General features: G+C 66.5%; 20 protein-coding genes and 1 tRNA gene. 4 read left to right on the forward strand and 17 right to left on the reverse strand.

The annotated features are described in order from the left end of the window. Positions 1-118: 118 nt before the first annotated feature. Genes ACE3QW_RS04450 through ACE3QW_RS04460 form a run of 3 tightly spaced genes read right to left on the reverse strand, consistent with a single transcriptional unit; the run spans position 119 to position 4589 of the window. Positions 119-1303, reverse strand: a complete 1185-nt coding sequence (locus ACE3QW_RS04450) for an acyl-CoA dehydrogenase family protein (RefSeq protein ID WP_374250613.1) — start codon at positions 1301-1303, stop codon at positions 119-121. Further along, entirely contained in the window at positions 1300-3447 is a 2148-nt protein-coding gene (locus ACE3QW_RS04455) for an acetate--CoA ligase family protein (protein ID WP_374250614.1), read from the reverse strand. Before ACE3QW_RS04455 ends, ACE3QW_RS04450 begins: the two co-directional genes overlap by 4 nt. 5 nt (positions 3448-3452) lie before the next feature. Then, positions 3453-4589: an acyl-CoA dehydrogenase family protein gene (locus ACE3QW_RS04460; protein ID WP_374250615.1), complete on the reverse strand. Its 1137-nt coding sequence runs from the start codon at positions 4587-4589 to the stop codon at positions 3453-3455. A gap of 297 nt (positions 4590-4886) precedes the next feature. On the opposite strand from ACE3QW_RS04460, the gene trxB reads away from it, so the two are divergent. After that, the gene (trxB, locus tag ACE3QW_RS04465; protein ID WP_374250678.1) at positions 4887-5837 is read left to right on the forward strand and encodes a thioredoxin-disulfide reductase; all 951 of its coding nucleotides are present in this window, start codon (positions 4887-4889) and stop codon (positions 5835-5837) included. Between the two features lie 37 nt (positions 5838-5874). On the opposite strand, the gene ACE3QW_RS04470 is transcribed toward trxB, so the two are convergent. The 6 genes from ACE3QW_RS04470 to selB all read right to left on the reverse strand — a co-directional run bounded on the left by ACE3QW_RS04470 (position 5875) and on the right by selB (position 10549). Then, a complete protein-coding gene (locus ACE3QW_RS04470) occupies positions 5875-6852 on the reverse strand; it encodes a hypothetical protein (RefSeq protein ID WP_374250616.1) in 978 nt (325 codons plus the stop codon). Further along, the gene (locus ACE3QW_RS04475) at positions 6849-7895 is read right to left on the reverse strand and encodes a hypothetical protein (RefSeq protein ID WP_374250617.1); all 1047 of its coding nucleotides are present in this window, start codon (positions 7893-7895) and stop codon (positions 6849-6851) included. The genes ACE3QW_RS04470 and ACE3QW_RS04475 overlap by 4 nt, the downstream gene beginning before the upstream one ends. A gap of 16 nt (positions 7896-7911) precedes the next feature. Beyond that, entirely contained in the window at positions 7912-8097 is a 186-nt protein-coding gene (locus ACE3QW_RS04480) for a hypothetical protein (protein WP_250167037.1), read from the reverse strand. A gap of 54 nt (positions 8098-8151) precedes the next feature. Beyond that, entirely contained in the window at positions 8152-8448 is a 297-nt protein-coding gene (locus ACE3QW_RS04485) for a hypothetical protein (protein WP_374250618.1), read from the reverse strand. 73 nt (positions 8449-8521) lie between these two features. After that, positions 8522-8617: transfer RNA gene (locus ACE3QW_RS04490), tRNA-Sec, on the reverse strand. 15 nt (positions 8618-8632) lie between these two features. After that, complete coding sequence (gene selB, locus ACE3QW_RS04495; protein WP_374250619.1) at positions 8633-10549, reverse strand: selenocysteine-specific translation elongation factor; 1917 nt, start codon at positions 10547-10549, stop codon at positions 8633-8635. Between the two features lie 265 nt (positions 10550-10814). Here selB and ACE3QW_RS04500 point away from each other — a divergent pair, with 265 nt between their 5' ends. Next, a complete protein-coding gene (locus ACE3QW_RS04500) occupies positions 10815-11666 on the forward strand; it encodes an IclR family transcriptional regulator (RefSeq protein ID WP_374250620.1) in 852 nt (283 codons plus the stop codon). 70 nt (positions 11667-11736) lie between these two features. Here ACE3QW_RS04500 and ACE3QW_RS04505 read toward each other — a convergent pair whose 3' ends face one another. From ACE3QW_RS04505 to ACE3QW_RS04520, 4 genes are all read right to left on the reverse strand, one after another. Then, complete coding sequence (locus ACE3QW_RS04505; RefSeq protein ID WP_250167041.1) at positions 11737-12516, reverse strand: enoyl-CoA hydratase/isomerase family protein; 780 nt, start codon at positions 12514-12516, stop codon at positions 11737-11739. 47 nt (positions 12517-12563) lie between these two features. Further along, the gene (locus tag ACE3QW_RS04510) at positions 12564-13607 is read right to left on the reverse strand and encodes an ABC transporter substrate-binding protein (protein WP_374250621.1); all 1044 of its coding nucleotides are present in this window, start codon (positions 13605-13607) and stop codon (positions 12564-12566) included. 70 nt (positions 13608-13677) lie between these two features. Beyond that, positions 13678-15732: an acetate--CoA ligase family protein gene (locus ACE3QW_RS04515; protein ID WP_374250622.1), complete on the reverse strand. Its 2055-nt coding sequence runs from the start codon at positions 15730-15732 to the stop codon at positions 13678-13680. Between the two features lie 172 nt (positions 15733-15904). Further along, positions 15905-17110 carry an NAD(P)H-dependent flavin oxidoreductase gene (locus ACE3QW_RS04520; RefSeq protein ID WP_374250623.1) on the reverse strand — a complete coding sequence of 402 codons (1206 nt, stop codon included), beginning with the start codon at positions 17108-17110 and terminating at the stop codon, positions 15905-15907. A gap of 123 nt (positions 17111-17233) precedes the next feature. Between ACE3QW_RS04520 and ACE3QW_RS04525 the strand changes: the two genes are divergently transcribed. Next, positions 17234-17995 (forward strand): enoyl-CoA hydratase-related protein, encoded by a 762-nt coding sequence (locus tag ACE3QW_RS04525; protein WP_374250624.1) that lies wholly within the window; start codon positions 17234-17236, stop codon positions 17993-17995. A gap of 37 nt (positions 17996-18032) precedes the next feature. Here ACE3QW_RS04525 and ACE3QW_RS04530 read toward each other — a convergent pair whose 3' ends face one another. The 3 genes from ACE3QW_RS04530 to ACE3QW_RS04540 are packed head-to-tail and all read right to left on the reverse strand — an operon-like array spanning position 18033 to position 21171. After that, positions 18033-18881, reverse strand: a complete 849-nt coding sequence (locus tag ACE3QW_RS04530) for an oxidoreductase (protein ID WP_374250625.1) — start codon at positions 18879-18881, stop codon at positions 18033-18035. Between the two features lie 16 nt (positions 18882-18897). After that, a complete protein-coding gene (locus ACE3QW_RS04535; RefSeq protein WP_374250626.1) occupies positions 18898-20337 on the reverse strand; it encodes an NAD-dependent succinate-semialdehyde dehydrogenase in 1440 nt (479 codons plus the stop codon). Between the two features lie 27 nt (positions 20338-20364). Next, complete coding sequence (locus ACE3QW_RS04540) at positions 20365-21171, reverse strand: enoyl-CoA hydratase/isomerase family protein (protein ID WP_374250627.1); 807 nt, start codon at positions 21169-21171, stop codon at positions 20365-20367. Positions 21172-21509: 338 nt separating this feature from the next. Here ACE3QW_RS04540 and ACE3QW_RS04545 point away from each other — a divergent pair, with 338 nt between their 5' ends. Then, complete coding sequence (locus tag ACE3QW_RS04545; RefSeq protein ID WP_374250628.1) at positions 21510-22349, forward strand: IclR family transcriptional regulator; 840 nt, start codon at positions 21510-21512, stop codon at positions 22347-22349. Positions 22350-22417: 68 nt separating this feature from the next. On the opposite strand, the gene ACE3QW_RS04550 is transcribed toward ACE3QW_RS04545, so the two are convergent. After that, the gene (locus ACE3QW_RS04550) at positions 22418-23407 is read right to left on the reverse strand and encodes a Bug family tripartite tricarboxylate transporter substrate binding protein (RefSeq protein ID WP_374250629.1); all 990 of its coding nucleotides are present in this window, start codon (positions 23405-23407) and stop codon (positions 22418-22420) included. Positions 23408-23701: the final 294 nt, after the last annotated feature.

Below are 23701 nucleotides of genomic sequence, written 5' to 3' on the forward strand. Positions count from 1 at the left end.
AAGGTCGATCATCAGCTGGCGGGCGGTTTTCCAGCACGAGCCGCCTGCGGTTGTTCAAATAAAAATGGGGCGGCAAGGCCGCACCTCGTGATGTCTTCGTGCGCCGTGTCCGGCTGTCTCAGCGCAGGCCGAGCGTCTTGGCGATGATCCCGCGCAGGATCTCTCGCGTTCCGCCATAGATGGAAAATGACGGGGCGTGCAGCATCACGTGATGAAGAACGCTCGCGTACGTTTGCGCGGTGTCATTCGCGGCGGCGGGGGAGATCCGACCCATTTCATCATCCGGAACGAGCGCCTGAAGATCCACAAGATCACGGGCAATTTCCGGGATGGACTGCTCGAATTCGCTGCCCATGCTCTTCACCACGGAAGCTTCGCTGGCTATGTCCCGCCCGGCTTCCAGGGCCGCTGCCAGGGAGAACGACATGGAGCGCAAGGTCACGAGGTGGGCCAATAGCCGACCGACGGCGATCCGGGCCCGTTCCGGTGCATCCGGCCCGAGCTGACGCACCAGCTCGCGCAGAAGGATGTAGGATGTGAGGAAGCGCTCGGGGCCGCTGCGTTCGAAGCCGAGTTCCGCGTTCACCTGCTTCCAGCCTTCGCCGGCGACACCGACGAGAGCAGAGTCGGGAATGAAGCAGTCAGTGAACACCACTTCGTTGAAATGGTGCTCGTTCGCCATATTGCGGATGCCGCGGATCGAGATCCCCGGGCTTTTCAGATCGACCAGGAACTGGCTCATGCCGCCGTGTCGCTCCTCGCTGCTGCCGGTGCGGCAGAGCAGGATCATGTAGTTTCGGCGGTGTGCGTTGCTGGTCCATATCTTCGCGCCGTTCACGCACCAGCCGTCGCTCACCTTGCGCGCGCGGGTCTTGATGTTGGCGAGGTCGGAGCCGGCATCCGGCTCGCTCATGCCGATGCAGAAGAAGAGTTCGCCAGACGCGGTGGCTGGCAGCAGTGCCATCTTCTGTTCCTCAGTGCCGTAGCGCAGCAGCAGCGGCCCGCTTTGGCGATCGCCCGTCCAGTGCGCGCCGATCGGCGCACCGGCCGCCAGGAACTCCTCGATGACTACATATCGCTCGATGACGGTGCGTCCGTGCCCGCCATATTGTTTGGGCCAGGTCATGCCGATCCAGCCCTTCTCGGCCACCTTCCGGCTGAAGGCGGGGTCGAAGCTGTGCCAGGAGCGCGCCGCTTCTTCCGCGGGAATGTCGCGCATCGCCTCGGCGAGGAAGCCGCGAACCTCCTGACGCAGATCGGTCAGGTGCTGCGCGTTCGGCGGGATATCAAATCTGAAGCTCATCTTGATTGCTCCGCGAGGGCCGGCAGCCCGGCCTCTGGTTGCTCTTTCCGCACAAGGAGCGCGTCGGCGATGGTGAAGCCGGATCCATCGGCGTGCATGATCACCGGGTTGAGCTCGAGTTCGCGGACGTCCTCGCGCCATGCCACGGCGATCTCGGAGATGCGGGCAATGAGACGGCACAAGCCTTCAAGATCGAGGGGCGTCCGGCCGCGGAAGCCGCTGAGCAAGGGGGCTGACTTCAGCGCCATGAGCATTTCGCGTGCTCCATCGGGCGTGACGGGTGCCGGGCGGTAGGCGACGTCCTTGAACAGCTCGACAGCGACCCCGCCGAAGCCGACCATCATCATGGGGCCGAAGGTGTCGTCCTGGAGCATCCCGATGATGATCTCGGGTCCTGCCGGGGCCGAAGCCTGGATGAGCACGCCATCGATCATGCCGTCAGGGGCATAGGCGCGGGCATTGGTGAGGATCGTGGCATACGCCGCGCGCGCGGCCTCCTTCGATCCGATCCCCAGCTTCACGCCTCCGGCCTCGCTCTTGTGCGGGATGTCGGGAGACTGGATTTTCATCACGACCGGAAAGCCGATGCCTTCGGCGGCCGCTGCGGCCTCCTCCGCGTCACCCGCGAGCACTTCGCGGGGAATGTCGATGCCGCAGAGTTTCAGCAGGGCCTTCGCCTCGTACTCGCACAGCACGGCGCGCGCCCCATGCAGCTGCGCTGTCGCAACCTCGGGCACAGGTGCCGGTGCGTCGGCGGCCACCGGCTCGGCCCGCAATCCGGCGAGCCTTGCGATGGCGCTCGTGAGCCCGGGCAGATTGGTGACCATGGGTACGCCCGTCTCGATCATGGCCATGCGCCAGATTTCGGATGGCTGCACATAGGAATAGAGGCACACCGGGATCGGGCTGTCCGCAACGACGCGTGCGAGTTCCGCGAGATCGAGGTTGATGTGCGTGCCCCCCAGCGAATGCACAATGATGATCGCATCCACCTCGCCGGAGCGGGACAGCAGGGCGATGGAGCGCAGGAGTGCCCCTGTCCGAACGCCGGTTGCCGTGATGTCGATCGGGTTCACCGCCGAGCCATAGGATGGCAGCATGCCTTCGATTGCCGCCCGCGTGGTGGCGGAGGGCAGGGGCAGGAGGAGGCCGCTGCGCTCGGCGGCATCCGCGGCAAGCGCGCCGGCCCCGCCCGACACGGTCACCACAGCGACACGGGGACCCGGCGGGCGACGCCCGGCGAGGAGCAGAGCCACGGCCGCGAGGGCTTCGTCCAGATCGAGCGGCTGCAGAATGCTGAGGTCGCGGAACATGGCATCATAGGCCACGTGCCACCCCGCGACGCTCGCCGTGTGGGAGAGGGTCGCGCGCTGCCCGGCCGCACTCTGGCCGATCTTGATTGCCACGATCTGCTTGCCCAGGGCTCTGGCGCGGCGGGCGGCACGCACGAAGCCGTCCGGGTCGCGGATCGTCTCAAGGTAGAGGAAGATGACCGACGTATCCGGGTCGTCCACGAGATAGTCGAGATAATCCGAGAGGGTGAGATCAGCCTCGTTGCCGCTGGTGATGATATGGCTGAACGCGAACCCGAGGCGGCGCCCGTGGCTGAACAGGGCAAAGCCGACGCCGCCGCTCTGCGCCACGACGGCGACGCGGCGCGTCCCCAGCACGGGCAACGGCTCGCGCGCGTGCTCCAGCGTCGGGCTGAAGCTTGCGATGATCCCGCCGACGGCATTGTAGAAGCCTTCGGCGTTGGGGCCGATCACCCGCATGCCGGTGCGCCGCGCGATCTCCCCGATGCGAGCCTGGACCTCGGCGCTGCCGTCCCCGCCCTCCGCAAAGCCGGACGTGATGATGACCGCGAACTTCGTGCCCGCCGCCGCGCAGCGTTCCAGTTCGTCCAGCACCTGTTCGGCGGGAATGGCGATCAGCGCCACGTCGACGCTGCGCCCGACCGCTGCGATCGAGGGGAAGCAGCGCAGCCCGTCGATCTCGGCATAGCTGGGATTGATCGGGAACACGTCTCCCGAGAAGGCGCTCTTGCGCACATAGGCGAGCAGACGGCCGCGAATCTTGCCGGTGTCCGGGGATGCGCCGACGACAGCGATGCTCGATGGCCAAAGAAGGGAATGAAGAGGATGCACGTGCGTCAGGCCTTGCTGGAAAATGCCCACAGATGGTCCGCGCCGGCGGCGAGGCCCTGCCGGCCGAGGCGCTCGGCCCAGACGGCCTCGCGTCCGAAGTCCTCGCGCCAGGCCCAGAGGCGCCGCGTGGTGTAGTGGAGCGTATGCTCGTGCGTGAAGCCCATGGCCCCATGCACCTGGTGGGCGATGGCTGCGGCGGCCGTGGCGGCTTCGCCTGCACGGATCTTGGCGACGGCGGCGCTGATTGCGAGCGTTTCCAACGGTTCGTTTCGCGCCAGCGCGGCCAGTCCCAGCTCCGCCGCCATGCCGGCGGCTGCCACATGCGCCGCCATCACCGCGATCATCTGCTGGATGGCCTGGAATTTTCCGATGGGGCGGCCGAACTGCACCCGGTCGTTGGCGTAGCGGACGGTGCCGTCGAGCAGGCCATCGAGCGCGCCCGCCATCTGGAGCGCCCGCATCACAGCCCCGCAGCAGGCGATCCATCCGGGTGTCAGGAAGGCCGGGGCCGGTCGCACGGCCTCCGGGGGAAGCGGGACGGCATCGAAGATGACCGTGTCGCGGGGCTCGTGCGCCACATTGCGGGCTTTTACGAGACGCGCCGCAGAGGGATCGACGCTCACGACGAAGAGCCCGGCCCGGCTCTCGCTCCGGGGCATGCCATCGCCTAGGGCGAGCATCGCGAGGTGGGCGCACCGAGCCCATGGCACCGCGTTCACGGTGCCGCTCAGCAGGTAGCCACCCGCGTTCGAGGGCGTGATCCGCGGAAGCGCCTCGTCTTCCCGGGCCGGAGCGAATGTCAGGACGGCGCTCGTGCGAGGAAAGCCCGCGCGGTCGAGGAGCCACGCTGCCACCATGGTCTCGGGAAGGGGGGCGGGCAGCGTGAAGCGACCCGCCGGGCGCAACAGCACAAGTCCCTCGGCAAGGCCGCCAAGGCCGCCTTCCGCCTCCGGCAGGCATGCGCCTTGAAATCCGAGTTCGGAGAGCGCGGCCCACAGCGCCGCCGGGAACTGTCCCGCCTCTGCCTGCTCGAGCACATCGCGGGTGACAAGATCTCCAAAGACACTTTCCGCAACGGCTACGGATTGGTCCTGCATCTCTCGCGTCGTTTGCGACGCCGGGTACGCTTCCTGGGTGATCAAGCGATTCTCCCGCAGAACTTTGGCGCCACAGCGCGATGACTGACCGATACGACATCGGGGGGAGCGGACCAACGGCGGCACCGTTTTTCGCATTCTCCTGCGGTTTCCCGTGCGCGGCGCCGCATGTTCGGCGGCTTTTGCCGGCGGGCTTTGCGGCCCCCACACCCCGGCATTTTTCCCAGATGCTTGTTCAATTGTCCGGAGCGGCCAGCTTTCCTTCCGAAATCGCTGTTGCGACGTATGGTTATTGAAAAGGGAAGGGAGTCATCATTGACGACGGTCCGACAGTCTCGGCTGATGATTATCGGCTCTGGCCCCGCCGGGTACACCGCGGGGATTTATGCGGCTCGCGCGGGGCTTGCCCCGTTGCTGGTCACGGGCCTGACCCCCGGAGGCCAGCTCACCACGACCACAGACGTCGAAAACTATCCCGGCTTCGCTGAGGCGGTCCAGGGCCCGTGGCTGATGGACCAGATGCGCGAGCAGGCCGAGCACGTGGGGTGCGAGCTGGTCTACGACGCCGTCGCGGAGGTTGATCTGTCGGAGCGGCCCTTCAAGATCCGGACCGAGGCGGGAGATGCATTCCTGGCCGACACGCTTGTGCTCGCCATGGGGGCTCAGGCGCGCTGGCTCGGGCTGGAGGCCGAGCGGGCCTTCTCCGGATACGGTGTCTCGGCGTGCGCCACCTGCGACGGCTATTTCTTCCGCGGCAAGGAGGTCGTGGTGGTGGGAGGTGGCAACACCGCCGTCGAGGAGGCGCTCTACCTCACGGGACATGCCACGAAAGTCACCGTGGTGCACCGGCGGAACAGGTTCCGGGCCGAGCAGGTTCTTCAGGACAGGCTGCTTGCAAATCCCATCGTGAGCGTGCTGTGGAACCATGTGGTCGAGGACATCGTCGGCACCACCGATCCAACCCCGGCGGTCACCGCCCTCCGTCTGCGAGACCTCGGCACGGGAACGGCCCGAGAGATGCCCACGGATGGGCTTTTCGTGGCCATCGGCCATGATCCCTCGTCCGCCCTCGTCCGCGGCCAGCTCGACCTCGATGAGGCGGGCTATGTGAAGGTCGCCCCCTGGTCGACCCGGACCTCGGTTCCCGGCGTCTTTGCCGCCGGCGACATCTGCGATCCGGTATTCCGTCAGGCGATCACTTCAGCGGGAATGGGGTGCATGGCAGCCATCGAAGCGGGCCGTTTCCTCGCGGAGCACGCGCCGTCGCCTTCCTTGGAGCCCGCCGGCGCCTGAGCGCAGGCTCCGGTGGCATGACGGGCCGCCACGGCCGTCAGGGGAGGGTAGGTGCCGCGCGCCGGGGTGCCACGGGCACCGTCTGCGGCCTTGATCCGCCCGGCCAGGACGGGATCGCGCACATCTTGATTCCAGCGCCACCCGTGACGACGGGGATGATGGCGTAGCCGGCGCGCTCGGCGAGGATGGCCTCGACCTCGACGCGCGTCAGGCCCAGCTCACGCAGCCGCAAGGCAAGTTCCGGCGGGAGCAGGAGGATATCGACGTCATCGGGGCGTGTCTCGCCCGAGGTGCGTCCCGCGCACTTCGCCGCGTGAAGGACGTCTGCGGGTGGAAACAGAATGTCGCTCGCGCTGCGGTCCACGCGGGGCAGGACTTCGATGGTCCCGGTCGCCCCCACGACCGTGACGAGGTCCGCGCCATCCGCACCTCCCTGCCGGTCGGCAAGGGCCGCCAGAATGGCCTCCTGGTTCTCGGCACAGACGAAGGTATATTTCCCCGGCTGGCCGATGGTCGCCATGTCGACGCCGGGTCGGGCCCCGCCCAGCGCGCCGAGGACGAACTGCAGCGCGCGTCCCAACGTGGCGTTGGCGGCGCAGCCGGGTCCCAGGCCGTTTCCCCCCGGATTGAAGCGAAGTCTCGTGACCTGCGGTCCCGAGACAATGACGGCGACCGTTGCGGAGCCGGTCGTCGTCGCGATGCCGAGCAGGTTGAACGCCGGTGCGAGCATGGCATCGACCGCCGCTGCCAGGATGGCCAGCACGCCCGGCCGGCAGCCCGCGAGCACGCTGAGGTAGGCCAGGTTGCCCATGGACGCCTCGCCGAACAGCGGCGGGACAGGGCCGAGGCTGCGGTCCGGGTCCCGGCCGTCCAGCATGGCTTCGATGGCATCCCGCGTCGGGAGTGCCAGCGGGAGCCCGTCTCCCAGGCCAAGCGGCTCCATGTCCCGACGGATGTCGCGCCACGGCGCAGCCGCGTCGAAGACCGGCGCGTGGACCTCGCCGATGCGGATCATGGGTCGATCTCGGCGGAGCACATCTGAGTGTATCCGAAGCTCGGAATCCAGGCGGAGTGCTTGCCTGCGCCGCCGGCGACGAGCACGTGGATGTCGTTGGGCGACGGCGCCATGGTGTAGTGATCATCCACCGGGAAATGCTGGACGTTCTGCTCGTAGTGGCGGCGGTTGTCGGCGCCGATCCGGGAGATGTGCACGCGCGCGCCTTGGTACAGGGCCTGCTGGATCATCTCGACGGACCATCCGTCCCGATGGAGGGTCGCGGCGTGCTCGGGCCCCAGCACCACGGCGAACGGGCCTTTCGCATAGATAGTGTTGGCGCCGGGCTGGCTGATCGCCTCGGCCAGCATCTTGACGATGCCCTCGGCGCTGTTGCTGCCGTGGTCGTTGATGTTGTGCGGCCCTTCGCTGGCCATGCAGGAAACGAGGCTGGCATCCCTCGCAAAGCCCCGCCGCACGCCATAGGGCTCCCAGGGGCTCTGTTCCTCGTTTTCGCCGAAGCAGAACGTGATTTTCGCCGGGGTGCCCTGGGTGGCGTTGTCCATCTCCCCCGGTCTTGCGCCACCGATGTTGCGCAGGATGAGATTGAGCGCCCGACCGATCGTCAGGTTGGCCCGCCAGCCCTGTCCGAAGCAGTTGCTGCCGCACGCGATGCCGAGCCGCGTCCGGATCGGGCCACTGACGATGATGACGATCCCGCAGGGATGCGTCGTTGCAAGCATGCCGTGCAGGTTGAAGTCAGGTTGCAGCACGGCGCGCAGTGCCGCGAGCACGACAGGGAAGTCCGAGGGGCGGCAACCCGCCATGACGGCGTTCGCTGCCAGACTTTCCGGTGTCGGTAGAACCTGCCGGGGAGAAATGGGAGCCCATGGCTCCCGAACCTCCCCGGCAACCGAAAGGAAGCGTTCCACCGCCTTCTCGGTCGGGATGACCAGAGGAAGGCCGTCGCTCCAGCCCTGCGCGATGGCGAACTCCGTCCATTCCTCATCGCGGAGGTCGAGATCGAAGGTCTGCCGCGCGGCGAGGTCGTCCAACATCTTCATGCGGCCCATCCCGGGTTCAGCCACGGCCGATCTCCTCCTTGAGCCTGCCGAACGCCGTATCGATGCGCTCGGACAGCTCATCCGGACTGAGCCCGCCCACCGGATGCCGGACCACGAGCAAGCGGGGTTCGACCTTGCGGGCCTTGGCCTGCGCCATCACGAGGCCACGGAACGTCTCGGTCACGATGACCCAGCTGCGCACGCCCCGTTTCTCAAGTTCTACGCTGTCGTGGAAACTCCACGATGAGCAGGAGCCTCAATCGCCGAGGGCGACCAGCGCCATCCTGTACTTCTGGGCGACCGCATCGATCATCGCGGAGGTGGCCGCCACGCTGGGGCCGGGCTTGAGGACGAGATCCACATTGTCGACGGGCCGAAGCTCGGCGAGGCGGTCCCGAAGGCCAAGGAGCAGTTCCTGGCTGTTGGGCTTGCCGTTGCTGAAGAGGGCGATGGGCGAGGATGTCCAGTCCGACAGCCCGGCCGAATCCTTCGCCACCTCGCCGCGATTGTGCGTCGCGGGCGGGAGGGCATAGCTGGGATTCACGATGCGCATGGTTTCTCCTGTGCAATTCGGCATTTTGCCAGCAGGCGCTGGTTCCGCGGGCGTCGGCCGGGCCGGCGGGACATGGCGGAGGAGAATGGGAGTCGAACCCACCCAGGACCGCCATGCGGCCCCGCCCGGATTTGAAGTCCGGACACCCCACCGGGGGCGATTCTCCTCCCTGCAACGGTCAGGCTCATGAGCCCGCCCCCGCGAACAACGTGCATGAATCTCTCAGCGCTCGTCGGCTATCACCGGAACGTGCCGTGAAGCGCTTGCGATCGAACAATTCGAGCACCGCGACCGCAAGATTCCGCCCCACCCCGACGGTGTCCCGGAACTCGGCAACCGTGAAACCCTGCCCGCGATGGGAAAGGCTGACCGCGGCCTCGGCCATCCGCACCAGCGTCGCCCGCGGCAGAAAATGGTCCGGCGCAGCCTCGACCAGAGCGCCCGCCCGGGCCATCCGCTTGAAGACCTGACGAACCTGAGCCTCATGGAGGCCGGTGGTGCGCGCGATGTCGGCGAGCCGCGCTGGAACGGGCTCGACCTCCAGCAAATGGCAGGTCTTTGACCAGATCTTGCTGTCCGTCTCCGAAAGGATGGTAGAATGATGCGGCAAACGCACCTCCCCGCGCTCGACGAGGACATGTCCTTCGACCGACCAGGCGCGCAGGAGAGACAGAAGGGCGCTCCGGGAAAGCGGTTCACGCAGACCTCGCCGCAGGCCGTCCAAGCTCAGTCCGCTTTTCGTCGGTTCGAGAGCATGGAAGGCGTGCAACTGTGCGAGCACTGCCGCGCGAAGAATGGCGTCCGCCGCGGAAGCTATGGCAAAGGTCCGCCCGTCGGCTTCCAGCACCGCGAGGTCCGCGATCCGTGCGGCGTCCTGAGCCTCCTCGATCGGCAGGTCCCGGTCCTCGGCGAACGCCGACAGATCGACGAGGCCCGGGGCGATCCGCGACAGTGCGGCCAGCGCCTCCGCCCCATCGGCCGGGTGCATCGCGGCGAGCTGCGCAAGGCGCCGGATGGTCCGGCGGCCGCGCCGCGGCGCCCGGGGAGCGACGATCGTGCCGCCGCCGATGGTCCGGGAGCAGCCGGCATCGCGCAGGACGATATGGTCCCCATGGCGCAGGGGCACCGGCCGATCCAGCACGACCTGGACCAGTCCGGATTCGCCAGCGCGCAGTTCATCACGCTCGATCGGCACCAGATGCCCCGGGATCTGGGCCGCGCCGTGATGCGCCAGCACCGGGGACCAGGCCTTGATCATCAGGCCCGGATGGTGGGCAAGGCAAAGCTCGATGTCTGCGCGATCACTGGTCCATGCCGCCGGTGGGGCCAGCACCCAATCTCCGCGCTCGATGGCGTCCTTGCGAATTCGGCGGCCTGTGAGATTGAGGGCGCAGCGCTCGCCGGGGCCGGCGACGGGCACCGGCCGTCCGGCCATCTGGATCGAGCGCACGCGTGCTTCGAGACCGGAGGCAAGGCAAACCTCATCCCCGCCCCGGACATAGCCCGAAGCCACGAAGCCGCTGACCACCGTTCCAATACCGGCGAGGGTGAAGCTCCGGTCGACGGAAAACCGCAGCCGCCGGTTTGAACGTGCATCGCGCGACGGCGCCGCAAGCCGGCCCAATGCCGCCCGCAGGTCTGTCAGCCCTTCTCCGGTCTCGACCGATACCGGCACGATCTCCATTTGCGGACTGAAGGAGGCCTGGAGGCTGCGGATCTCTTCGATGACCTGCTGACGGCGTGTGGCGTCTGCAAGATCCGCCTTGGTCAGGGCGAATACGCCGCGCCGCACGCCCAGAAAGCGCATGATATCGAAATGCTCACGCGTCTGCGGCATGATTCCGTCATCGACTGCGACCACCAACAGGACGCTGTCGATGCCGCACGCCCCCGCGATCATCGTATGCACAAGGCGCTCGTGGCCCGGCACGTCGACGAAACCGATCGTCCGGCCATCCTGGAAATCCGTGTAGGCGAAGCCGAGATCGATCGTGATCCCGCGCGCCTTCTCTTCCTTGAGCCTGTCGGTATCCACGCCGGTGAGGGCTCGGACCAGCGCGGTCTTCCCGTGATCGATGTGGCCTGCCAGTCCGATGATCATAGGGAGCGCCCCATGGCAGAGCCGGAGGTCGGAAGGCCGACATGCCGGTCCGATGACGGTTCTCTCAAGCCCTGGCTGCCAGTTCCGCGCGCCGGTTCGATCATGAGCGCAGTAAGGTTGGAGGCTCCGCGCCGTGCAAGTGCGCGTCGGGGATAGGAGATTTAAGCCCACATATGTGGGATCAAGGCGCGCGCGTTGACACCTTGTGGGCACCGTGACCACTGTTGCCGTCCGCTTGACAGGAGCGTTTCAGTAGGAGCGTTTCATGGGCAGACCTCCAGCTCAGAGGCTCGACAAGGAGCGGATCGGCGCGTTTCCGTCGCTCCCGTCCACGGTGGTGAAATCGGCCGGACGAACCGCGCAAATTCTGGAATATTTCGATGACGTCCAAAGAGATGTCAGCATCGTCGAGGTGGCCGAAGCGCTGCGGTCGCCTCAATCGAGCATCGGCGTCATCCTGAAAAGCCTCGTGGAGCTCGGCTTCCTGGAGCTGACTCCGCGCCGGACCTACGCCCTCTCCTACCGTGTCGCGATGCTCGGGAGCTGGATGGACCACAGTCTGTTCGGGCGTGGACAATTGCGTGCTCTCATGGAGCGCATTTCCGCCGAGAGCGGCGAGTTCGTCGTGCTGGCACAGCGCGTCGGTATGCACGCCAAGTTCATTCAGGTGGTTCAGGCCGCCAAGCCGGGCCGGCGCCACATCACCGTTGGCACGGAACGTTGCCTTCTCCGTTCCGGCACGGGACGCACGCTCCTGAGCATGCATTCGGACCTTGAGGTGGCGAAGCTGATACGGCGGTTCAACGCCTCTGTTGATGATGCGGGACGGGTCGACGCTGCCGAGGTCATGGGGACCATCAATTCCATCCGCCAGAACGGCTATGCCATGACGCTGGACGCGGTGACGCATGGCGGGGGCGTCATATCGGTCCCGGTGACACGCGACACCCGTCCGGGCTTCGCCCTAGGGATCGCCAGCACGTCGATGACCCTGCGCCGCAACGAGACTGCGTTTGCGAACCTGCTTCGGGAGGGCGTCCAGAGGCTGTTCGCCTCGCCGGGGCGGGGCAACGGCCCCGTCGGTGCCGGCTTGCGCCCGGTCGCCCTGGCGGGGTGAGGGGGCGCCGATCCATACGCCCCGTCCCGGACCTTGTGCGGTGATCGGGCGCGGCGGGGCAAAACACCCTCTATTCCGCCGACGTCTTTCGGTCTCGCGCCTCAAGGAAGCGGCGCTTGGCTTCAGCATGCTCTTCGGACATCGCGAGCATGGGCTGAAAGGCGATCTCCTGGCGAAGCGCGGCCTCAAGGCCCTCGGAAAAGGCTTCCTTCAGCATGGCCATCGCGGGCGGTGAGGCCTTCGCGAAACGCAGTGCGACCGCCTTCGCGGCGGCGAGGGCTGCCCCCGGCTCGACAACTTCGTCCACAAGGCCGATGCGACCGGCTTCCGCTCCGTCCAGCACGCTCGCCAGAGCCGTCAGCTCCTTGGCCTTGCCGAGCCCGACCCGGCGCGGCAGGCTCCACAGGGTTCCGAGATCGGGGATGAACCCCATCCGGATGAAGGCGCAGCACAGTTTCGCGTCGCGCGCCGCCACGGCGTAGTCGGAGGCCGACATCAGCGAAAGACCGGCGCCGTAGCAATTGCCTTCCACGGCCGTGATGACGGGTTTGCGTCCGGCGATCAGGAGGCGGACCAGCTGCATGCTCGTCCGCTCCATGCGCGAGCGCATCGCCAGCGCGTCGCGCTCGTTGAAGCTCGCGATGTCGCCGCCGGCCGAAAAGTGTCCGCCGGCCCCGGTGAGCACGATGGCGCGACAGGTGTCGTCATCGTTCAGGTCGCGCAGGCGCCCCAGAAGCTGGTCGCGCAGCTGTGGCGAATACACGTTCATCCGCTTCGGTTCGTTCAGGGTGAGAATGGCGAGGGGCCCCTCCCGCGTGCAGAGCACGCGGTCTTCGTCGGCTTCGATCATGATCGCGTTGCTCCTCAGTTTCCGGCAGGGGCCGCTTCGGCGACCCTTCATTTCTTCCAGTCGGCGGCGGCCTTCAGGACGGCTTGCCGGTCGAAGCGGTTGAAGGCCGGCACCAGAGCGTTGGTGTAGAGATCGGTGGGGGGAATGCCGGGCTGGATCATTTTCCATTTCAGCAGGAAGTCGACGTAGGCGGCATAGTGGGCCGGATTGCTCTCGCCCCAGTCCGAGACCCCGCCCAGGGCGAGATCCCAGTTGGCGAGGCGCGTTTTCAGCACGGCAACCTCGTTGGCCAGCGCCTGTTCTTCGGGTGTGCCGACGGGCTTCAATTGGGGAAAGTAGTCCCATGCCATCCGCACGGCGGCCTCGGGATTGGCCTGGGTGAATTCGGAGCCCATGGCCCACAGTCGGCCCAGCGCCTCCAAGGCCGCGCGCTTGTCCCGCAGCGTCGATTCCAACGCGACGAAGCCGGTCGTGGGAAACGCCCGATATTCCTGCGGGAGAGGGAGGAGCCGCAGCGGGGTTCCGGCATTCCCGATCATTGCGAACTGGGTGTCGAACATGCTCACGGCGTCGACCTGTCCGCGATTGAGCAGGGCGGCCGCCTGGGCGCCGGTGCCGGCGGCGGAGAAGGCGACGTCGGTCTGCGGATTGAGGCCGACCGTCGCGAGGAACGCCCGCCCGTTCAACACGCCGACCGAACTCATGGACGTGACGCCGATGCGTTTGCCCTTGAGGTCCGAGAGGGTCTTGATGGCGCTGTCCTGCGGCACGGCGATGCCGTAGACGTTGCCTTGGCTGAATGTGTAGAAGGTCGTCATCCTGACGCCCTGAAGACGCATCGCGACGATCTGTTCGATGGAGAATTGTGCGGTGTCAAACTGGCGCGTGGCCAGATACTTCGCGCAATCGGTCGAGGTTCCCGCCACGATGAAGTCGAAGCGCAGGTTCTCCCGTTCGCTGTAGCCGAGTTTTTCCGCGACCGCGAACGGTGCGAGGCTGACGCTGACCGTGGGCGCGCAGACCCCCACCCGCAGGGTTACAGGCTCGGCTGCCGCGCAGGCGATCGAAATCGCGGCGAACAGCGAGGCCAAGGCCCACCTCATCATGATGCACCTCCGATCATCTGCCATCCCGTCTGTAAAGGCTGCGCCCGGTGCGCCTTCAATTTTCGGGCGAGAGCACCACCACGGCATCAGCGGCGAGGGCGCCCTTCGGGCGCACCAGTAGCGGATTGATCTCGAACTCGCTCATGAGGTCGCCTGCAGCGACGGCGAACTGCGAAAGCAGCGCAACGGCGTGGGCGGCGGCTGCCACGTCCGCCTTCGGCGCACCACGGAAGCCGTCAAGCAGCGCGAAGCCCTTGAGTTTGCGGAACATCTCTTCCGCGACCTGGGGGCTGACGGGCGCGAGGCGGGTTTCCGCGTCGCCCAGGAGTTCTGTGAAGACGCCGCCGAGACCGACCGTCACCATCCAGCCGAAAACCGGATCGCGGGTGAAGCCGACCAGCACTTCGACGCCATCGGTTACATATGGCTGCACCGAGATGCCGTCGATGCGGGCGTCGGGTGCCAGGCGCCGGGCGCCGGCGAGGATGTCGTCATAGGCCGCGCGCGCCGCCGCTTCGCCCGCCACGCCCAGCCGGACGCCGCCGATTTCCGTCTTGTGCAGGACATCCGGACTGACGAGCTTCAGGACCGCCGGCTCCCCGAGGGCGAGCACGGCTGCGGCCGCCTCCTCCGGTGAATGGACCAGCCGATCGGTAACGGCATCGACGCCGATCTCCTGGAGCAGCGCCTTGCCCTCCACCTCGCTCAGCGCGGTACGTCCGGCCTCCTTCAATCGCGCGAGGCTGGCGCGCGCCGACAGAACAGCGGGAGAGGGCGGAATGTGCGCGTCCTCCGCTGTTGCCTTCGCATTGCTGAGGTAGGCACAGAGGGCACGCGCGGCGCGGGTCATGTCGTTGAAATAGGCGAAGCCGCTGGCTTCCGCCTCCTCCCGTGCATTGCACAGCGTGTCGACCGTAATGAGCAGCTTTTTCGGCCGTTCGGGGTCCCGCGCGATGTCCGCCCACGGCTTGCGCATGACATTCGCTGAGCCGCAGGTGACAATTGCGCTCACGGCATCCGAGCGTCCCACCAGACGCACCAGTGTCGGCAGGGTGGCATCGTCGTTGACCACATTGGCCGTCATGTCCACGGGGTTCGCCACCATGCCGTAGGCAGGGACGAGAGTCCGCAGTTCCTTTTGGAGTTCGGCATCGAACGTCGGCAGCGGATGGCCTCCCTCGGCGAACTCGTCGGCGAGCGCGACGCACGCCGCTCCCGACACGGAGAGGACACCGACGCCGCCCACGGGGGTGCCCGCCGCGAAGCGATGCAGGTAGGAAATGTCCACGAGTTCCGCGACGTTGCGCGCTTCGATCACCCCCGCCGCCCGGAACGCCTCGCGATACGCCCGGTCGTTGCCGGCGAGCGCGGCGGTGTGGGACTGCGCCGCCTCCGCGCCCTTGGCGCTGCGTCCGACCTTGTAGGCGACGAGCAGCTTGCCGTTGCGCTTCAGACGCCGCGCCGCGGCAAGGAAGCGGGGGCCGTCCCGCACCTGTTCCACATAGGAGAGGACGACGTCGATGTCGGGAGCATCCGCGAAATATTCGATGAAGTCCGACAGGTCGAGACAGGCCTCGTTCCCGGTCGTGACCACATGGCTGATGCCGAAGCCGGCCTGGCTGGCACTGGCGTAGATGGCGGCTGCCAGCGCCCCGCTCTGAGACACGATGGCCGCGCGCTTGGAGCCGGACTGGGGGGCGAACAGGTTGAAGCTGGCGATGGCTCCGCTGTTGAAGTTGGCGACGCCGAGGCAGTTGGGACCGATGATCGCCATGCCCGTGCGCGCGGCGATATCCCTCAGCCGGACCTGCCGGGCGATGCCTTCCTCGGTGCCGAGTTCGGCGAAGCCGGCGGAGAAGACGATGGCCGCCTTCACCCCCAGCGCGGCGCAGCGCTCGATCTCGTCGAGGCCGGCATCGGCGTTGACCGAGAGCAGGGCCGCGTCGGGCGTCGCGGGCAGGGAGGCGACATCGGGATAGCAGGGAAAGCCCTGCACCTCCCGATAGCGGGGATTGATGCAGTAGATGGAGCCGGAATAGCCATAGTCGCGCATCTGCGCGAGAGGCCGTCCGCCGATCCGGGTGGGATCGGGCGAGGCGCCGATCACCACGATGGATGACGGATCAATGAGGGCTTTAAGATCAGGCTTCGGAACAGCGAATGCTTTCTGGCCAGACGAAAATACGGTTGAATTCATCTGGCCATATGCTCCGTTCCTATAGATCGGAGGCAATTTTAGGTGTTCGCGCTGCGCGCAGCCAGTGTTCGTAAAGCCCCCTTGATCAATCGACACATATCTGTCGCCCCACCGCGTCTGCGTCCTGCACCTGCTGGCCCGTGAGGGCGGACATTCTGGATATGGCTGCGCAAGCCCCGTCCAGCATATCGTCGAAGATTGTCTCAACGCTCTGGATCGACGTGGCGAAGGCGGCCGCCGGCCCGAAGTCGAGCATGCCCCGGGACCGGTCGCCGGTGCGGTAGGCTTCGCGCGCGAGCTTGCCTGCGACGTGGGGCCGGTAGGCGTCGAAATCCGTCACCTTCCGGTCTTCCAGCGCCAGCAGCTCCCGGGCGCTGTCATTTTCGAGCACCCGGTGGTGATCGCGCAGAATCTGCTTCACCACTACGCTCTGGGTTCCATCGCTTTCGGCGATGAACTGCTTGTAGGACGGGTGAATCCACAATTCCTCGGCCACCAGCATGCGGGTGCCCATGACGATCGCGTCCGCGCCCATGGCGAGCGCGGCCGCAAGCTGGCTGCCCGTCCCTATGCCTCCACCCACGACGAGCGGCAGATCGATCTCCCGTGCCGCCACCGGGGCCTGAACCATGGTGGAAATCATGAAGACACCCGGATGGCCGCCGCAATCGGCGCCGACCACGGTGATCGCATCGACATCGAGGCGTGTCGCGCTGCGCGCATATTTAACGGCCGGCACCTTGTGGATGATCTTGATGCCCGCTTCCCGCAGCGCCGGGATGATCGGCTCGGGCGAGGCGCCGGCCGTCTCCACGCAGGAGACGCGATTGTCCGCGAGCAGCGGGATGAGCCGTCGGGCCCGCTCGATGCCTTCGTCGAAACGCGAAATGTAGATGTTGACCCCGAAGCCGAGATCACCGAGCGTCGCGCGGCAGGTGCGCACCTGTTCCTCGACCCAGTCCGTCTCGCCGGACGAGACGATGAAGCCCATTCCGCCGGCCTTCACCACTGCGGCAACATACGCGGCGTCTGACACGCCCGGCCCGAGCCCTCCGCACAGGATAGGATGTCGGATGCCGAGAAGCTCGGTGATCCGCGTTTTGAAGATCTGCGGTCGCATGGAAGACGCACTTTCGCTGTGGATCAGGAAGGCGGCACGCCGCCCGGAGCCGCGCAGGCCTGATCCGTCGGCGGCGCGGACCTGAGCCGCATTATCGGCAACCTGCCAAAGCCGTGGAGCGCGAAGACGCAGGCCAGGGATAATCAACACATATCGGTTGCGGTCGGGCATGACGGCGCGTGGGCCCGGCTCCATACTCCGCCTGTCCGTTGGGAGCAGGCCGGCGTTGCCGGACGTCTTCGTCCCGCGCCTCCCCTACGATCCTTCCCTTCCCCGAAATGGCGAGCCCGACCCATGGAGTCCATCGTCAAGGTCGAGCGTCCCGCTGACGGCGTGTCGCTCGTGAGGCTCAACCGCCCTGAGGCGCGCAATGCCTTGAGCCACGCGCTCAAGGATGCCCTCGATGCTGCCCTGCTGGATGCGGAACGGGCGAGCGACGTGCGCGTCATCGTCCTGACCGGCACCCCTGAAGCCTTCTGTGCCGGTGGCGACATCAAGGAACTCGGCGCCGTCACCGTCGAGGAGCAGCTCGCGATGCGCGAGCATCCGCTTTGGCGAACTCTCGGCGCGCTGCGCAAGCCGCTGGTGGTGGCGGTCGATGGCTATGCGCTCGGCGGCGGCATGGAGATCGCGCTGGCGGCCGATTTGGTGGTCGCAAGCGAGGGGGCGGTGTTCGGCCTTCCCGAGATCCGGCTCGGCATCCTGCCCGGCGCCGGCGGCACGCAGCGCCTGGTGCGGCTTGCGGGCCGCCAAAGGGCTCTTCGCTATCTCCTCACCGGAGATCGCCTGTCCGCACGCGCGGCGCAGGCCATGGGGATCGTCTGCGAAGTCGCGGCGGACGATGCGGTGGCGGCCGCGTTGGCGCTGGCCGCTTCCATTGCCGCGATGCCGCCGCTCGCGGTCCGCCAGATCAAGGAGGTCGTCCAGCTCGGGCCTGATGCTTCGCTGGCCGCCGCCCTTGCCCTGGAGCGTAACGCCAATCTGGCCCTTTTCGGGACCGAGGAACGTACCCGCCGCATGAAGGCCTTTACCGAGAAGGGCAGCGGCCGGGCCTGAGGCTGGCTCCCGGCCGCAGCCTGCCGCGCTCCGCCGCCTAAGCCTTGTAGGCCACGGAGAGCGAAATCTCGGCGAATTTCTCGAACTCGTTGGCGACGGCCGCGGCCTTGCGACGGAGGCGATCGAGGGAATCCTCGCCGAGCGGAAGGCGGCCCGGCGGGTCGGGCATGCGGGCGATCCTCAGCAGCACTTCCCCGACCTTTCTGGGATCGTTCGGCTGCTGTCCATCCCGCGCGTTCATGCGGTCGAGGGTGGTCTTGGTCGCACCGGATTGGTAGGCCGCGATGGGATGGCGCGGACGCTGGAGCGAGGTGCCGGCGAACCGGGTCCTGATCGATCCGGGCTCCAGGATCGTGACCTTGATGCCGAAGACGGCGACCTCCTGGGCGAGCGCATCCGAAAAACCTTCCACGGCATACTTCGTGGCAGCGTAGAACGCGAAGCCCGGAGATGCCGAATAGCCGCCGCTGGAAGACGTGTTCATGATGTGCCCGCGCCCGCGGCTCCGCATGCCGGGCAACACCGCCCGCGTCACTTCCGCGAGGCCGAAGAAATTGACATCGAAGAGCGGTCGGTACTCGTCGGGTGTCGTTTCCTCGGCGGCGGCCATCAGGCCATAGCCCGCATTGTTGACCAGCACATCGATGCCGCCGGTCCGCCGTTCGGCCTCGGCAACGGCGGCGGCGATCTGGTCCGGCCGGGTGACGTTCATCTCCAGGGCGACGACCCGGTCGCCGAAGCGAGTCACCAGGTCTGCGAGATTGGCCGTGTCGCGCGCCGTGGCGACGACCGTCTCGCCGTGCTCCAGCGCGACCTCGGCGAAGGCGTAGCCCATGCCGCTGTCGCAGCCGGTTATGAACCAGGTCAGGGATGCTGGTGTCGACATTTTTCCTCTCCGCCGCTTACTGCAGAAGATGCGTGACCGTCTTGCTGACGGTGTATCCCTCGACGCCCTCAACGCCGCCCTCGCGTCCGTGCCCGCTTTCCTTCACGCCGCCGAACGGAATGCCGACGGTGGAGACGACGAGATGGTTGATTCCCACCGTGCCGCATTCGAGCGCGCCGGCGAGCTTGTCCGCCCGGGCGGCCGAGCGGGTGAAGACGTAGCCCGCGAGCCCGTAGGGCAGGGCGTTCGCACGCGCCAGCACCTCCGCCTCGTCGTCGTATCGCGCAATGATGGCGACCGGGCCGAAGGGCTCCTCGTTCAGGATGCGGGCATCCTCCGGGACATCGACGAGCACGGTCGGAGCGTAGAAGTACCCCGTGTTGCCGATCCGGCTGCCGCCTGCCAGCGCGCGCCCGCCCCGGCGCACCGCGTCGGTCACCAGTTCATCGACGGCGGCAAGGCGGCGGGCATTCGCGAGCGGCCCCATGGCGGTCGTCGCCGCCACGCCCGGCCCGACCGGGATCTTCCTCGCAAGAGCTGCGAACTGATCCACGAAGCGGTCGTAAACCGACCGATGGGCATAGAGCCGCGTCGGCGAAAGGCAGGCCTGGCCGGCATTGCGGAACTTGGTGCCGGCGATGCGGGTCGCTGCCGTCTCCACATCCGCGTCCTCGCAGATGATGACCGGGGCGTGGCCGCCCAGCTCCATGATGGTGGGCTTCATTTCGCGCGCGGCGAGCTGGGCCAGGTGCTTGCCGACCGGAACCGAGCCGGTGAACGTGACGAGGCGCACCTGCGGCGCAGCGATGAGGTGTTCGGAGATGGCCGCCGGGTCGCCGAACACGACGTTGAGGACGCCGGGCGGCACCCCGGCATCAATGAAGGTCTGCACCAGCGCCAACGTGCTCGCCGGGGTCTCCTCCGCGGGCTTGAGAACCAGCGTGCAGCCGGCCGCGAGGGCACTCGCGATCTTGCGGCATGGAGTGAACACCGGCGCGTTCCAGGGCGCGAACGCCGCCACGACCCCGACGGGCTCACGCACCACCATCTGGCGCAGGCCCGGTTCGGACGGGATGATCCGCCCGTAGAGCCGCCGGCCTTCCTGGGCGTCCCATTCGATGATCTCGATGCCCCGCAGGATGTGAACCTTCGAATCCCCAATGGGTTGCCCCTGCTCGCGGGTCGTCAGCCAGGCGATTTCCTCTATTCGTTCACGCAACAGCGCCGCCGCCTTCATGAGGATGTCGCAGCGCTTGAGCGGCGGTGTGCTCCGCCATCCGGGAAGCGCCCGGCTCGCCGCCATCACAGCCTTGTCGAGATCTGCTGCGCCTGCCACGGGCAGGCGGCCGATCTCTTCCTCCGTCGCGGGATCGAACACCGGCCGGGTGATGCCGGACGAGCCGGCGGTCCACTCGCCGTCGATGTAGAGCTTCGGTTCCGGGTATGCGAACGACATGGGCTAGGAAACTCCGGGAGGGTAGGGCTAGCGGCCTTCGAAGCGCGGGGCGCGCTTCTCCCGCAGGGCGGCGACGGCCTCCACGTGGTCGCGGCTCGACCGCACGATGGTCATGTGGGAGGAAACGAGGTCGAGGCTGGTGGAGAGGTCGGTGTCGAGGCCCTGGTAGACCGCGCGCTTGATGAGCCGCGCCGAGAGCGGAGGGCCGGCGGCGATGCGGCGGGCGAACGCGTGCGCCTGCTCCATGAGCTCGTCATCCGGATAGATGCGGTTGACGAGCCCGATGCGCAGGCATTCCTCGGCGCCCACATAGTCGGCGCTCCAGAACATCTCGAGTGCCTTTGCGGGCCCGACGATCCGCGGCAGGTAGTGAGCGCCTCCGGCACCCGGCACGAGCCCGAGCTTGAAGTAGGTTTCGGCCACTTTGGCGCCCAGCGCCATGAAACGCAGGTCGCACATGAGGGCGATGTCGAGACCGGCGCCTGCCGCAACGCCGTTGATCGCCGCGATCGCCGGCTTGTCGAGGGCAGCCATGGCGTGGGTGATGCGCTGGATACCCTTTGTCAGGCGCTCCTTGACCTGCAGCGGCGTCATCTCGGCGCTGCCCATCTTGTCCACGTCGCCACCGCTGCAAAACGCGCGTCCCGCCCCCGTCAGGATCACCGCCCGCACGGTGTCGTCCGCTGCGACCTCGCGGATGGCGGCTTCCCATAGCGTCAGCATGGGGTCGTTGAAGGCGTTGAGCTTGTCCGGGCGGTTGAGGAGGATCGTGGCAACCCCATCCTCGATGTTCAGGCGGATCTCGGCTTCTACTTCTGTCGAGGGAAGAGACATGATCTTTGGCGCTCGGCGTGACGGCGGTATCCAACGGATCATCGGACGAAAAGAGTGAAGTCACCACCTGGCGTTTCTTATTCGCAGGGGGATGGAGATTATCGCGTGATCTGCAATCCGGCGGGGGAAGACGCCGTTCTTGGGGGCGGATGGGCCGTTGGATCTCCAACCCGTCTTTCGGGCACTCTTTGCCTTTCTGCGCTGCGCTGCGGCAGGATCAGCAAGGGGTTCCTGAGGGGGTGTCCGTCAATATCTTGACATTATTGCCCGCTTGCATTCTCCTAGCGAACAACAGACGTGGAGGCGGCGACAAGCTGCCCCGCCAATGGGAGGATGCCATGCTGATGCGAGGTTCGCCGTCAGGTCGCGATGAGGCCCATGTCGTCAAGTCCGCCGTCAGAACGCTGGAGATCCTCGAGTTCTTTGACGAGGTGCGGCAGCCGACGAATGTCGTGACCGTGTCGGAAGCCCTTGGATATCCTCAGTCGAGCACGGCTGCCCTTTTGCGCAGCATGGTTGCCATGGGCTATCTGCAGTTCGATGCCAAGGCTCGCACCTACCTTCCGACCGACCGGGTGGGCCTGCTGGGGAACTGGATCAGTCCGCCGCTCTTTGAGGACGGGGCGCTCCTGCGGATGATGCGGGCGGTCCATCGTCGGACTGGCCAACTGGCCTTGATCGCCGCGCGCAACGGCGATTTCGCGCAATATATTCACGTACTGAAGCAGCCGGACGCCATCGCGTACCACATCCAGATCGGCATGAAGCGACCGCTTGCGTCCTCGGGAGCCGGGCGCGTGCTGCTAGCGGCCTCTTCCGATGGGGAGGTGCGAAGTCTGGTCCACCGGCTGAACGCCTACGCATCCAGCGATGCGGTGCGGATCGACCTGCCCGAACTGCTGAACGAGCTGACGGCGATCCGTCGCCGCGGGTATTGCATCTCCAAGAACCGGGTGGTCGACAATTTCGGCTCGCTCGCCATCAGGCTGCCGGCGGAGCTGACTTCGCGTCCGCTGGTGGTCGGGCTCGGTGGCCGCACGAACGTGATCGAGGAAATGGAGAGCGACTTTGTTGCCATCGTGCGGGAGGAAATTGCCCGCCATCTGGTGCGGCCTTGCGGCGAAGGCGGGCCTTCGGTGAGTTTTGCGGCGGGGCACCTGCAGCCGAGCGCGGCCTGAGCCTCCGCCGAGGGGCATGAGGGGACGCGGGGGCGGCCCCTCGTCAGCGTTGGGTTTGGCGCCAGCGATTACTCGAGCTTCGCGCCGGAAATGCTCAGCATGTTCTTCCACATTTGAACATCCGGCGCGAGGAAAGCCTTGAATTGGGCGCTGTCCATCGGCTTTTTGCAGTCAAGGCCGATCTTGGCCAGCTTTTCCGCGACGGACGGCTTGGTCAGGGCGTTGCGGATGGCGGTGTCCAGGCGAGCGGTGACGGCAGGGTCGAGGCCCTTGGGGGCGATGACGCCGGTCCAGGGGAGCACCACGAGATCCGTGACGCCGGATTCCTTCAATGTCGGTACGTCTGGAATCAGGTCGGAGCGCTGATCCGACGTCACGGCGAGAATTTTGATGCCTCCCGACTTCGCAAGTTCTGCCTGCGACGCATAGGCATCGAACATCAGGTCGATCTGTCCCGAGAGGAGGGCCGTCACGGCAGGGGCGCTTCCCTTGAAGGCCACATGGGTCATCTGCGTGCCGGTCAGCTTCTTGAACCATTCGCCGATCAGATGAGGAGATGATCCGGCGCCGGCCGTGCCATAGAAATACTTGTCCGGGTTTGCCTTCAGCGCGGAGATGAAGCCGCCGACGTCCTTCACGGGCATTTTGTTCGGGTTGACCGAAAGGACCATGAGAATCGAGCAGGCCAGCGTGATGGGCTGGAAGTCCTTGACCACGTCATACTTCGTCGAATTGTACAGCGAGGGCGCGACGACGACGCCTGGCGTCGCCACCAGGATCGTGTAGCCGTCGGGCGCGGCCCTTGCCACGTATTCCGAGCCGATCATGGTGCCCGCGCCGGGCTTGTTGTCGACGATAACCGGCTGGCCCAGGCTCTCCCGCAGTGCTTCGGCCATAATGCGGGCGAAAGCGTCGGTCTGGCCGCCGGGTGCATAGGGCACCACAACCGTTACGGGTCGGGTCGGGTAATCGGCGGCGCGGGCCGCGCTGATCGGAGCGGCCGCCCCCAGCGCCAATGCGATCAGGGTCGCCAAGCTACGACGAAGTGGCTTCTGCAAGGAATCCTCCCTCTCTGTTCCGCCTCAAGTGATCGGCGATCTGAGAAATTTATGAACATATATTCATTTTCAATGCAGATCTCACGCGACACTCAGGTGGCGTGGGGCGGCTGCTCCGCATCTCGCCAGAGAGCAGGATGGTGTTCAGTGGGTGCATAAAGTCAATGGTCGCCCCATCGATTGCACGATGGTGTCATTTTGAGGTTCGTGCGACCTGGAGACGGGCGTGGCATTGACATTCCCGACCCCACAATAAATCACTGTTCATAATTCGGCCGCGACACGTCGTGGCAC

The sequence above is a fragment of the Xanthobacter sp. genome (assembly GCF_041911315.1).
In the GTDB taxonomy this organism is placed as follows: domain Bacteria; phylum Pseudomonadota; class Alphaproteobacteria; order Rhizobiales; family Xanthobacteraceae; genus Xanthobacter; species Xanthobacter aminoxidans.